At 66.4% G+C, this 12,563-nt stretch carries 11 protein-coding genes; 9 read left to right on the forward strand and 2 right to left on the reverse strand.

The genetic code is table 11. From position 1 onward, the window contains the following. Nucleotides 1-37: 37 nt before the first annotated feature. A complete protein-coding gene (locus VGV58_RS22065; RefSeq protein ID WP_326876199.1) occupies nucleotides 38-1,114 on the reverse strand; it encodes an isocitrate/isopropylmalate dehydrogenase family protein in 1,077 nt (358 codons plus the stop codon). Nucleotides 1,115-1,255: 141 nt separating this feature from the next. Here VGV58_RS22065 and VGV58_RS22070 point away from each other — a divergent pair, with 141 nt between their 5' ends. From VGV58_RS22070 to VGV58_RS22110, 9 genes are all read left to right on the forward strand, one after another. Further along, a complete protein-coding gene (locus VGV58_RS22070; protein ID WP_326876200.1) occupies nucleotides 1,256-2,170 on the forward strand; it encodes an FCD domain-containing protein in 915 nt (304 codons plus the stop codon). Between the two features lie 139 nt (nucleotides 2,171-2,309). Beyond that, nucleotides 2,310-3,413 (forward strand): ABC transporter substrate-binding protein, encoded by a 1,104-nt coding sequence (locus VGV58_RS22075; RefSeq protein ID WP_326876201.1) that lies wholly within the window; start codon nucleotides 2,310-2,312, stop codon nucleotides 3,411-3,413. 25 nt (nucleotides 3,414-3,438) lie between these two features. Continuing rightward, a complete protein-coding gene (locus VGV58_RS22080) occupies nucleotides 3,439-5,124 on the forward strand; it encodes an ABC transporter permease (protein WP_414644053.1) in 1,686 nt (561 codons plus the stop codon). Further along, nucleotides 5,117-6,184 carry an ABC transporter ATP-binding protein gene (locus VGV58_RS22085; RefSeq protein ID WP_326876203.1) on the forward strand — a complete coding sequence of 356 codons (1,068 nt, stop codon included), beginning with the start codon at nucleotides 5,117-5,119 and terminating at the stop codon, nucleotides 6,182-6,184. Before VGV58_RS22080 ends, VGV58_RS22085 begins: the two co-directional genes overlap by 8 nt. A 7-nt stretch (nucleotides 6,185-6,191) precedes the next feature. Continuing rightward, a complete protein-coding gene (locus VGV58_RS22090) occupies nucleotides 6,192-6,854 on the forward strand; it encodes an aspartate/glutamate racemase family protein (protein WP_326876204.1) in 663 nt (220 codons plus the stop codon). Nucleotides 6,855-6,895: 41 nt separating this feature from the next. Beyond that, nucleotides 6,896-7,873: a Bug family tripartite tricarboxylate transporter substrate binding protein gene (locus VGV58_RS22095; RefSeq protein WP_326876205.1), complete on the forward strand. Its 978-nt coding sequence runs from the start codon at nucleotides 6,896-6,898 to the stop codon at nucleotides 7,871-7,873. Between the two features lie 43 nt (nucleotides 7,874-7,916). Next, nucleotides 7,917-10,514: an aconitate hydratase AcnA gene (gene acnA / locus VGV58_RS22100; RefSeq protein WP_326876206.1), complete on the forward strand. Its 2,598-nt coding sequence runs from the start codon at nucleotides 7,917-7,919 to the stop codon at nucleotides 10,512-10,514. Beyond that, nucleotides 10,511-11,380, forward strand: a complete 870-nt coding sequence (locus VGV58_RS22105; protein WP_326876207.1) for an amidohydrolase family protein — start codon at nucleotides 10,511-10,513, stop codon at nucleotides 11,378-11,380. Before acnA ends, VGV58_RS22105 begins: the two co-directional genes overlap by 4 nt. Continuing rightward, the gene (locus VGV58_RS22110; RefSeq protein ID WP_326876208.1) at nucleotides 11,377-12,165 is read left to right on the forward strand and encodes an MBL fold metallo-hydrolase; all 789 of its coding nucleotides are present in this window, start codon (nucleotides 11,377-11,379) and stop codon (nucleotides 12,163-12,165) included. The genes VGV58_RS22105 and VGV58_RS22110 overlap by 4 nt, the downstream gene beginning before the upstream one ends. A gap of 158 nt (nucleotides 12,166-12,323) precedes the next feature. Here VGV58_RS22110 and VGV58_RS22115 read toward each other — a convergent pair. Continuing rightward, the coding region (locus VGV58_RS22115; RefSeq protein ID WP_326876209.1) for an IS3 family transposase at nucleotides 12,324-12,563 on the reverse strand (240 nt) is incomplete at its 5' end.

The following is a 12,563-nucleotide window of genomic DNA, read 5'->3' on the forward strand; positions in this document are numbered from 1 at the left end:
CGAAACGTGCCGCCGAGCCTGCGCGTTGCCGTCATCGTCACGCCGTCCGCAGGGTCTGGGCGACGAGCTCGCCGAAGCGCTTCGTGCCGGTCTTGCCGCCGAGATCGGGCGTGCGCGAGACAGGATCGGTCAGGACGGTGTCGATCGCCTTGTCGATGGCGTGGAAGGCCTGCTCGAAGGCGGGCAGCTTGCGCGTCTCGCCCAGCCACTGGAGCAACATGGCGCAGGACAGGATCATCGACACCGGGTTGGCCTTGTCCTGGTTCTGGATGTCGGGCGCCGACCCGTGCTGGGCCTGGGCGCAGCAATGGGTGTCGCTTGCCATCATCGAGCCGGCGAGGCCGAGGCTGCCGGAGAGCTCGCTGGCAAGGTCCGAGATGATGTCGCCGTAGAAGTTCGTCGCGCAGATCACGTCGAAACGCTCGGGATTGCGGACGAGATGGGCGGTCGAGGCATCGATCAGGAGGTCGTCGAGCTGCACCTGCGGGAACTCGGCGGCGACCTTGCGCACTTCGCGCAGGAAGAGCCCGTCGGTCTGGTGGAAGCTGTTGGCCTTGTGGACGGCGGTCACCTTGTTGCGGCGCTTGGCAGCGAGCTCGAAGGCTCGCCGAGCAATGCGGTTCGAGCAATGGGCGGTGATCTTGCGCAACGAGATCGCCATGTCCGGCGAAGGCATCAATTCGGCCCAGCCCAGATGCATGTTGCGGTCGGGATAGAACCCTTCCGTGGCCTCGCGCATGATCACGAGGTCCATCGTCTTGCCGGGCTTCATGTTCGACTCGATGAAGGGCCGCGTGCGCGCCGGACGGACATTCGCATAGAGGTCGAGGCCGATACGGAAGCCGGCGGAGACGTTGCGGCCGCCTTTCTCCGGCGCCGGATAGTCGGCATGCGACTGAGTGCCGAGGATGACGCCGTCGAAATCGTTGCGCGCGCGCTCCAGCACGCTGTCGCGCAAGGTCGTGCCGTGCTTTTCGAGGCTCCTGAAGCCGACATCGTCGTATTCGAAGCGGAGGCCGAGACCGAAGCGGTCGCTCGCCACTTCTAGAACGGCCATGGAAGCGGACACGATCTCCGGGCCAATGCCGTCGCATGGCAGGACGAGAATCTTCATCTTGGCTTTCCTCCGGCGTGATCGTGAGTTTGAATTGGCTATTTCATTATATAAAGCCAATCTTGGGTCAAGATGCTCCCGCGCAATTTGCCATCGCGCCTTCGACCTGCGATCACTCATGAAGTTTGAACGGCGCCGGTCATGCCCAATAGCCCCCTCGCTCTTCGCATCGCCAACGACATCATCGCACGCATCGGGATGGGAGAGTTCGGCACGGGCTCGCATCTCGCGACGGAGACCCTCGCCAAGCGCTTCGAGGTTTCGCGCTCGCCGGTCCGCGAGGCGCTGGCAATCCTCTGCGAGCAGGGCGTCATCGAGAATCGCCGGAATCGCGGCTTTTTCGTTCTCGCGACCGAGCAACGCAAAGGTGGTGAGGCATCGACGGAGCCCCTCGGCCCCGTGGACGACGATCCTTACTATCAGCTCGCCGAAGACTGGCTGAAGGACCGGATCGGGGCCGATCAGACCGAGCAGGCCATCCGGGATCGTTATCATCTCACGCGCTCGCAGACGCAGGACCTCTTGTCCCGCGCATCTCGCGAAGGCTGGGCCGAGCCGAAGCCTGGCTATGGCTGGAAGCTGCGCCAGGTCGCCAAGACCGCAGAGGCATTCGAGGAAATCTACCGCTTTCGCGCGGTGATCGAGCCGGCCGCCCTACTCGAGCCCAGCTTCCATTTCGACCGTGCGGTGGCGGCGGCGCTGCGCCGGACGCAGGAGCGTCTGGCCTCGGGAAATCTGGAGGGATTGGCCCCGGCGGCGATGACGGCCGCTGGCGCGGAATTCCACGAGGGCATCATCCGGATGTCGGGCAATCCGATGTTCTTCTACGCTCTCGAACGCGCGAACCAGCTGCGGCGGCTGGCGGAGTACCGGCTGAAAGTGAACCCGCAGCGCATCGCGGTGCAAAGCTCCGAGCATCTCCAGATCCTCGATCTCCTCGCCAAGGGAGACAATCTGGAGGCCGCGCATCTGATGCGGCGGCATCTCAGCGGGGCGCTGGCATCGAAGTCTCCGGTCGTGCATCCGAAATCCGGCGGCGCCGACCGCGCGGCCTAGCCACACCGAAAATCCCAACGAAATCACGGCTCTGGGTGCCGAAGGCGCTGGCTTGAGCATCAATGGTTTTACGGCTTGATAAAACCAATTTACAAAGATAGGCTTTCTCCTACAAGGAAAACCAATGGGAGGAATGGCCATGATCAATCGTCGGCAGTTCGTGCTTGCATCGGCGGCAAGCGCAGGAGTCCTCGGGGCAGGCCTGTCGGCCCGGGCTCAGGAGCTGCCGGCCGGCTATCCCGCGGACTACAAGGCGATGCTCGAGAAAGCGCGCTCCGAAGGCGCGGTCTCGATCTACACCTCGACTGACGACGTGCAGGGGCGCCCGATCGTCGAGGCCTTCCAGAAGGCCTTTCCGGGCATCCGCGTCGACTACAACGATCTCGGCACCAACGGCGCCTATAACCGCATCATCTCCGAAGCCGCCGCGAAACAGGTCGGCTCCGACGTCGTCTGGACCTCGGCGATGGATCTCCAGATGGTCCTCGTCCAGAAGGGGCTCGCCGAAGCCTACAAGTCACCGGAAGCCGCTCGCCTCCCGGGCTGGGGCAATTTCAACGACACGCTCTACGGCACCACGGTCGAGCCGGTTGGCATCCTCTACAACAAGGCCCAGCTCGCCTCGTTCAAGCTCCCGAAGACCCGGGCGGAGCTGCTGGCCTTCATGCGCGACAACAAGGACGCGCTGAAGGGCAAGCTCGCGACCTTCGACCCCGAGAAGAGCGGCACCGGCTTCCTGTTCTTCAGCAACGACGCCAAGACCATGCCCGACACCTTCGACCTCGTCCGTGCCTTCGGTGCGACCGAGGGCAAGACCTATGGCAGCTCGGGCGCGATGCGCGAGAAGATCGTCTCGGGCGAGCACTGGCTGGCGTTCAACATCATCGCCTCCTACGCGATCGAATGGGCGGCGAAGAACCCGGCGCTCGGCTACATCCTCACCTCGGACCACACCGCGGCGTTCTCCCGCGTCGCCAATATTTCCAAGGGCGCGCCGCATCCGAACGCCGCGCGTGTCTTCCTCGATTTTCTTCTGGCCAATTCCGGCCAGTCCGCCCTGGCCTCGGTCGGCGCACCGTCGATCCGCACCGATGTGACCAGCGGTCTCAACCTGACCAGGCTGACGGAAATGGCCGGCGGCAACCTCAAGCCGATCCCGATCACGACCGCGCTGCTCGAGGCGACCGAGCCGAAGAACCGGGCCGATTTCTTCCGCCGCTGGAAGGAGGCACTGCGCGGCTGAGCCGCGCAGTTTCCCGAGGGATCCGATGTCACTCGCAGCTCAAGCGCCCCGCTTCAGGGCAACGGTCATCCTGACCCTGTTCGCGATGGTCGCGGCGCCGGCGGCGCTCATCATCTATCAGAGCTTTCTCAGCGCTCCGTTCTTCGACGAAGCCGCCCGGCCGAGCCTGGAAGCCTATCAGTTCATCCTGACGGATCCCGAATTCTACCGGGCGCTCTGGACGACGACGCTCTATGCCGTCGGCATGGTCGTCGTCGCCGTGCCGCTGGGAGGGCTGCTCGCCTTCCTGATCACGCGCACCGATCTCAAGGGGCGACGCTGGCTCGAGCCGCTGGTGCTCGTCCCGATGTTCCTGTCCTCGATCGTGCTGGCTTTCGGCTACACCGTCGCAGTCGGCCCGTCCGGCTTCGTCACGATCGCGTTCCGGAGCGTGTTCGGCGCGGCGCCGTGGAGCATCTACACGCTTCCCGGCATCATCCTGATCGGCGGTCTCAGCCACGTCCCGACCGTCTATCTCTATGTCGCCTCGGCGATGCGGCGGCTGCCGAGCGACCTCGAGGAGGCGGCCCGGACGGCCGGCGCCAGCGTCTGGCGGGTGTCGCTGGACGTCACCCTGCCCATGGTCCTGCCCGCTCTGGTCTTCAGCGCGGCGCTGAACCTGCTGCTCGGCTTCGAGACCTTCGGCATCCCGCTCGTGCTGGGCGACCCGAACGGCATCCTCGTGCTGACGACCTATATCTACAAGGTCAACACGATCTTCGGCGCGCCGACCTATCAGGTCATGGCTGCGGTGACGGTCTTCCTCATCCTGATCACCCTGCCGCTCGTCTTCATCCAGCGCCGCCTGCTGCGGCATGCCCGCCGCTTCGCCGCCGTGGGTGGGAAGGGGGCCCGCACCAACCTCCTCAAGCTCGGCGCCGCCGGACAGGTCATCGCGCTCTCGATCATCGGACTATGGCTTCTGGTCTCGGTGGTGCTGCCGGTGGGCGGGATCATCCTGCGCGCCTTCGTCGAGAATTGGGGCGAGGGCATCAGGCTCTCCGAGCAGCTGACGCTCGCCAATTTCCAGCGCGTGTTCGAGCTGCCGAGCCTGTCGCGCGGCATCGTCAACACGATCCTGCTGGCGGCCATCGGTGGGGCCGTCGCCGTTGCCTTCTATCTGGTGGTCGGTCTCGCCGGACATCGCAACCATGGTCGGACCGGCACGCTCCTCGACTATTCCGTGCTGGTCCCTCGCGCCTTGCCGGGGCTGATCGTCGGCCTCGCCTTCTTCTGGCTCTTCCTGTTCGTGCCCTTCCTGGTGCCATTGCGCACCACGCTGTTCAGCCTGCTGATCGCCTACATCATCGTCGGGCTGTCCTATGGCCTGCGCATCATCCAGGCGACGCTGCTTCAGGTCGCGCCCGAGCTCGAGGAATCCGCGCGCACCGCCGGGGCGGACACCTTCCGGACCTGGCGCGACGTGGTGATCCCGCTGGTCCGCCCGGGGCTCGCCGGCGCCTGGGCGATGATCATGATCGTGTTCCTGCGCGAATACGCCACGGGCGTCTATCTGATGAGCGCCGGCACCGAGGTCATCGGCTCGCTGATGGTGTCGCTGCTGACGTCAGGCGCGATGGACCAGATCGCCGCGCTCTCCTTCATCTCGATCCTGCTGACCGCAGTCGGCCTGACGCTGGCGCTGCGTCTCGGAGCCAAGATCCATGACTGACCTCGTCGTCAACAACGTCCAGAAATGGCTGGGCGGCGTCCAGATCCTGTCCGGGGCGAGCTTCGTCGCCGAGAAGGGCCGGATCGTCGCGCTGCTCGGCGCCTCCGGCAGCGGCAAGACCACGCTGCTGCGCTGCATCGCCGGTCTGGAGCAGCCCGAGCTCGGCATCATCAGGATCGGCGGCACCACCGTCCTCGATGACAAGGCCGGTGTCGCCCTGCCACCGGAGCAGCGGCAGATCGGCCTCGTCTTCCAGTCCTATGCGCTCTGGCCGCATCGGACCGTCTTCGACAACGTCGCCTATGGGCTGAAGCTGCGGAATGTCCCGGCGGGCGAGATCAAGGCCAAGGTCGAGGCCATCCTGGAGAAGCTCGGCCTCGCGCATCTCGCCGCGCGCTATCCCGACCAGCTCTCCGGCGGCCAGCAGCAGCGCGTCGCGATCTGCCGGGCTCTGGTCTACGAGCCCAAGGTCCTCCTGCTCGACGAGCCGCTGTCCAATCTCGACGCCAAGCTGCGCGAGGAAGCGCGGTTCTGGATCCGCAAATTGATCCTCGACCTGAAGATCTGCGCCATCATGGTCACGCATGACCAGGCCGAAGCCCTGGCGATCGCCGATCAGGTCCTGCTGCTCAAGGGCGGCAGCATCGTCCAGTCGGGGACCCCACTCGAGATCTACAGCAAGCCGGAGACCTTCTACGCCGCCGACTTCATGGGCACGAACAATGTCCTGAGCGGCCGGCTGGTCCGGACATCCGGGCACAGTGATATGATCGATTGCGCCGGCCTGTCGCTGGCGGGCATCTGGAGGGATCGAGAGCCTCCGGCGGACGCGAATTCGGTGCGTGCCGTCATCCGGATGGAAGCGATCTCGGTCTCGCCGGAGCCGAGCCCCGAGAGCGCGCCCTTCGACGTCGAGGGCTGCATCTATCTCGGCGAGAAATGGGAGTACCGGCTGAAGCGAGGCGATCTGCGCCTGCGCGCGCAAGGTCACGAGCCCCTCGGTGCGGCGATCGCTCATTGTCGGATCCCGGCCTCGGCGACCTGGCTCTACAACCCCTGAGGCGGCCATGTCCGATCGCATCCGCATCGCGCTCGTCCACGCGACCCCGGTCGCCGTCGATCCGATCGCGCAGTCCTTTCGGCAGATCTGGCCGGAGGCCGACCCGGTCGGCGTCCTCGATGACGGGCTGGCGCTTGACCGGGCGGCTGCCGGCGCACTCACCCAGGATCTATCGCGTCGCATCCTGGCGCTGGCCCAATACGGGCTTTCGACCGGCGCCAGGGCCGTCCTCTTTACCTGCTCGGCCTTCGGCCCGGCGATCGAGGAGGCGGCTCGCATCCTACCTGTTCCGGTCCTGAAACCGAACGAGGCGATGTTCGAAGAGGCGCTCGGTTATGGCGAGAACATCGGCATGATCGCGACCTTCGGTCCCGCCGTCGCGATGATGGAGCAGGAATTCGCGGAGGAGGCCAAGCGGCTGAATCCGCAGGCGCGGCTGACGCCCTGGCTGGCGGTCGGGGCGATCGAGGCCCTCAGGGCCGGCGATGCCGCGACCCATAACCAGCGCGTGGCCGAAGGCGTGGCGGAACTCGGCGAGCGGGACGCGATCCTGCTGGCGCATTTCTCGACCTCGCGCGCCAGCGATGCCTGCCGGGCGCTGACATCGCGACCCGTGCTTTCGTCACCCGATGCAGCTGTGAGAAAACTTCGGCGCCTGCTCGGGGGCTGAACCTAATCGCTCGAAAAACGAGTCTGACCGGGGAGGTCACCGTGAGGCTACTGACCAAGGGCTTGTTCGGCTTGCTTCTAAGCGCGGCATGGGGCGTTGCGCTCGCCCAGTCGTTCCCTGAGCGGCCGATCACCATGATCGTGCCGTTCGCGGCAGGCGGCGCCGCCGATGCCACCGGCCGCATCCTGGCCGAGGGCATGAGCAAGGCCTTGGGCAAGACCATCGTCGTCGAGAATGTCGGCGGTGCCGGCGGGGCGACGGGAACAGCCCGGGTCAAGAACGCGCAGCCGGACGGCTATACGATCGGCCTCGGCCACACCGGAACGCTCGCCGCGGCCGTCACCGTGATGCCGAAGCTTCCGCATAATCCGAAGACAGACTTCGTCTATCTCGGCGTCGTGGCGGCGACACCGAACATTATCTTCGTCCGCAAGGACTTTCCGGCGAACGACCTGAAGCAGTTCATCGCAGTCGCCCAGCAGAAGCAGGACCAGCTGACCTTCGGCCATTCCGGCAACGGCGCCGCCTCGCACATCACCTGCCTGCTGTTCTTCGGGCTGATCAAGGCGCCGCCGACCTATGTGCCCTATCGCGGCTTCGGCCAGACCGTGAACGACATCATCGCCGGCAAGATCGACGGCTCCTGCGACCTCGTCGCGTCCGTGGCCGGTCAGGCGCAGTCCGGATTGGTGAAGGCGCTCGTCGTCGCCTCGAAAGAACGGTCCGCGACATTGCCGGAGGTGCCGACGGCCGTGGAGGCAGGGCTCCCGGAGTTTCAGGCGGAAACCTGGACCGGCCTCTTCGCGCCGAAGGCCACGCCGAAGCCGGTCCTCGACATCCTGGAGAAGGCCGTCGCGACGGCTTTGAACGACCCGGAGGTCGGCAAGCGCCTCACCACGATCGGCGCGCGGGTACCCGCCGCCGGCGAGCGCGGCGCGGCCGCCATGCAGAAACTGGTGTCGACCGAGATCGATCATTGGGCCGACATTTTGAACAAGGCAGGCTTCAAGCCTGATTGAGCCCGTGCCAACGAACGCCAGAACCGAGTGGAAATCCTTTGAGGTGGCGGGAGAAAGTTTTCGCCGCCTCGACGTCGCGCCGCTCATCGGCACGGATTTTCGACGGTTGCCGCATGTGCTGCGGATCCTGTTCGAGAATGCGATGCGGTCGGCGCCAGTAGAGGAGACAGCGCATCTCCCTGAGGCTTTCCGGGACTGGCTGGAGCAGGGCTCCAGTCTCGTCGAGATCCCGTTCCTGCCCAACCGCATCATGATGCACGATACGACCTGCGGGCCGGCGCTGGTCGATATCGCCGCCATGCGCGACGTGCTCGCCGAAAACGGCCGCGACCCGGACCTGCTGACGCCACGCATTCCCGTGGACGTATCGACCGACCATTCCTCCGGCGTCGACGTCTTCGGCCGTCCCGACGCCTTCCGGCGCAACCTCGAGAAGGAATTCGACCGCAACGCCGAGCGCTATCGCCTGATGAAATGGGCGGCGTCCGCCATGCCGGGAATCCGGGTTCATCCCCCGGGATCGGGCATCATGCACACGATCAATCTGGAGCGGCTCTCCAGCGTGGTCGCCTGCGAGATGCATCAGGGCGAACCCCGGGCGTTCCCCGATGTCCTGCTTGGGACCGACAGCCATACACCGACCGTCAACGGCCTCGGTGTGCTCGGCTGGGGCGTCGGTGGCCTCGAGGCGGAAGGGGCTCTCTTCGGCGTGCCCGTGGTCCTGCGCATTCCCGATGTGATCGGGGTGAAGCTCACGGGCCGCTTGCGCAACGGCGTGCTGGCGACGGACCTCGCGCTTGAAGTCACCCGCGCATTGCGAGCGCTCGGCGTCACCGGCGATTTCGTCGAGTTCTTCGGGCCGGGTGTCTCGACTCTCGCGGTCGGAGAGCGTGCGGCGATCGCCAACATGGCGCCGGAATACGGGGCCTCGACCGGCTATTTCCCGATCGACGAGCGCTCCCTCGCCTATCTCTCGCGGATCGGCCGCTCGCCGCGCGACCGCGCCCTGGTCGAGGCCTACGCGAAGGCTGGCGATCTCTGGTTCGATTCCGGTGCCGAGCCGCGCTTCACGCGGAGCCTCACCGTCGACCTCGACGCGATCGAGGCCAGCGTCGCCGGTCCGCGCCGGCCGCAGGATCGATTGCCTGCGGGCAGGACACGCTCGGCGTTCACGCCTCCGCTGGCGGTTGCGGATGGGCTCGCCGTTCCCGACGGAGCGGTCGTGATCGCGGCGATCACGAGCTGCACCAACACCTCCGATGCGAGCCTGCTCGCCGCCGCCGGCGTGCTTGCCCGCAAGGCACGGGCCCGCGGCTTGAAGCCGCCCGCCTATGTCAAGACGTCGCTGGCTCCGGGCTCGCCGACCGCCGAGCGCTTCCTGCGCCGCGCCGGCCTGCTCGACGACCTCGAAGGGCTGGGCTTCGGCATCGTCGGCTATGGCTGCACGACCTGCATCGGCAATTCCGGCGCCCTGCTCGATGTCGTCAGCGACGCACTCGGCCGGACGGGCTTCCGGCCTGTCGCGGTCTTGTCCGGCAATCGCAATTTCCCCGGCCGCGTCCATCCCGATCTCGAAAACGGCTTCCTGGCCTCGCCGCCGCTGGTCATCGCCTTCGCACTCGCCGGCACGGTCGACATCGACATCACGCGGGAGCCTCTCGGCATCGGCGCCGATGGCCAGCCGGTCATGCTGCGGGAGGTCTGGCCGACGGGAGCCGAGATTGACGAGGCGGTCGCCTCGGGCTGGGACGTCGCCGACTTCGATGCAGCCTATCACGAGGCGGCGACACGCCCGCTCTGGGTCGAGCTGGACGCACCGAGCGGACCGCGCTTTCCCTGGGACCCGGCCTCGACCTATCTGCGCCGGCCGCCCTTCGTCCGGGAGCAGGGACTGCCACTGGCGGCTGGTCATGCCCGCCCCCTTATCGTCCTCGGCGACGATGTCACCACGGACCATATCTCGCCGGCCAATCAGATCCGCCCCGACAGCGCGGCCGGCCGGCACATCGTCGCGCAGGGCGGCGATCCCGCGGACCTCAACGTCTTCGCCTCCAGGCGCGGCAATTTCGAGGTGATGATCCGCGGCGCCTTCACCAACCGGCTGGCGGTCAATCGGCTGCTGCCGGCAGGCACCCCGGCCGGCTTCACCCGGCACGAGCCGTCCGGAGAGATCGTGCCGCTGACCGAGGCCGCCGAGCGCTATGGCCGGGACGGGACGCCACTCGTCCTCGTCGCCGGCGAGCGCTACGGCATGGGCTCGTCGCGCGATTGGGCGGCCAAGGCCGTCGCGCTGCTCGGTGTTCGCGCCGTGATCGCGGCGAGCATCGAGCGGATCCACCGCACCAACCTGATCGGGATGGGGATACTGCCGCTGCTGCTGCCCGAGGGCGTGCATCCCGATCGGCTGGATATCCGTTCGACCGACCTTTTCGAGATCGATCTCGGGCCGGGCCGGCTGGCGCCGCGATGCGAGGTCCCGCTGACCATCCATCGCTCCGATGGCGAACCCGCCCGCCTCGTCTTGCGCGCTGCGATCGAGACCTCGCTCGAGATCACCCTGCTCGAAGCAGGCGGGCTGATCCCGCATGTCCTGGCGAGGCTTCTGCGCGGCCGCGACCCCGTCGCCACGGAGGGCGCATGATGTCTGATGCGGCGATACCCCCGGGGGCTTGCGATTGCCATGTCCACCTGTTCGGGCCAACCGGAACCTATTCCTTTGCGCCGGACCGGGTCTACACCCCCGGCAACGCCGACGAGCCGACGCTGCTGGCCCTGCATGAGAGACTGGGGGTCTCCCGGGTAGTCCTGGTCCAGCCCAGCCCTTACGGGACGGACAACAGCCGGCTCCTGGCTGGCCTTGCCCGGCTGGGCTCTCGGGCTCGCGCCGTCGCCGTCGTCGAGGGCGATGCGTCCGATGATCACCTCGCACGACTGTCGCAGGCCGGGGTCCGGGGCCTGCGCCTCAATGTCGATACGCAAGGGATCATCGACCCGGAGGCGATCTGGGCCAGCCTGCGCGAGGAGGCCGCCCGCTGCGCGGGGCTCGGCTGGCATGTCCAGATCCTGACGCGTCTATCGGTCATCGCGGCCCTGGAGCATCGGCTGGCCACCTTGCCCGCTCCTCTGGTCATCGATCATTTCGGCCGGCCCGACCTTGACCAAGGCGTCGATCAGCCAGGCTTTGTGTCGCTCCTGCGACTGGTGCGAACCGGTACTGTCTGGGTGAAGCTCTCGTCGATCGGTCGGCTGTGCGGCGCGCAGCAGGACAGGATCGCCCCCTTCGTCAAGGCCCTGATCGAGACCCGCGCCGACCGTCTGGTCTGGGGATCCGACTGGCCCCATACCGGCGGCGGGCGAGGCGGCCGGCCGGCTGGCGAGATCGAGCCATTCGCCGAGGTCGACGATGCAGAATCGCTGGCGGCTCTTGCGCGGGCGGTCGGCGATCCCGGCCCGCTCCGCGGGATACTGGTCGACAACCCCGCGAGGCTCTACGGATTTGAGGGATGATGAAGCCTTTCGACACCCCGCCCGAACTGGCGAGCTCCGATCTCGACCTCGTCATCTGCGGCTTCCCCGGCAAGTCGACCTGCCATGGCGGGCTCGGCTGGAGTACCGTCGCGCTGCTGCGGCAAGGCGGCCGGATCGCGCTCGTCGATGCCGGCAATTTCGGGATGCGCAAGCTCCTGATCGAGCAGCTGGCGCAAAGAGGGCTGAAACCGAGCGAGGTCACCGATCTCCTGCTGACCCATTCCCATTACGACCATTCGGTCAATTGGACGCTGTTCCGCGACGCCCGCATCGTGGTGGGAGCGGTCGAAATGGACTGGGCGCTGACGGTGCCCTGGGGCGAGACGCCGGTGCCGGAGCTCTATGTCCGGGCGTTGTCGGACTGGCCGACCTGCGAGAGGGTCGAGGATGGCGCCGAGGTTTTCCCGGGCATGACCGCCCATCTGGCGCCCGGCCATACGCCCGGCTGCCTGATCTTCCATTGGCGCACCCCGGCGCGCGACGTCATCTTCACCGGCGACGCCGCCAAGAACCGGGCCGAACTGATCTCGCGCGACACCGACATGACCTATGACGCCGCCGTCAGCCGTGCGACGATCGGTATGATTTGGGACAAATGGCGCGAACGATCGGGCACCGTCGTCGTTCCAGGCCACGATCTGCCGATGGTGCTCGACGGGAACCAGCCGCGCTATCTCGGCAAGCGAAAGGCATCGATCAGGGCGTGGTTCGGCAAGGACACCGGGACCTTGACCGAGTTGGATCTGGCTGTCGATCAAGATTAGGCACAACAAGCGTCCGCATGGCCTGTCCCGGTCTCGGCTGAGGTCCGGGAGACATCTTGTCGCTAAAGCGGGACCCCGCGCTATCCGTGATCTAGCATCTACGAGCACAAGATTGATCCCGTAGAACCTGGCCTGCTGCCGGTTCTGTGGACAGTCGGTTAGGCTAATCCGACCTTCTTTTCGAACTCGACGGGGCTGAGATAGCCGATGGTCGAGTGCCTGCGGATCGTGTTGTAGAAGCGCTCGATGTAGTCGAACACATCAGCCCGGGCCGCGTCACGGGTCAGGTAGCGCTTGTCCCTGATGCGCTCGGTTTTTAGGGATGAGAAGAAGCTCTCCATGGCAGCATTGTCCCAGACGTTACTTGAGCGGCTCATCGAGCAGGTGACGCCGTTTTC

It is taken from the genome of Allobosea sp. (genome assembly GCF_035944895.1).
Lineage (GTDB): Bacteria > Pseudomonadota > Alphaproteobacteria > Rhizobiales > Beijerinckiaceae > Allobosea.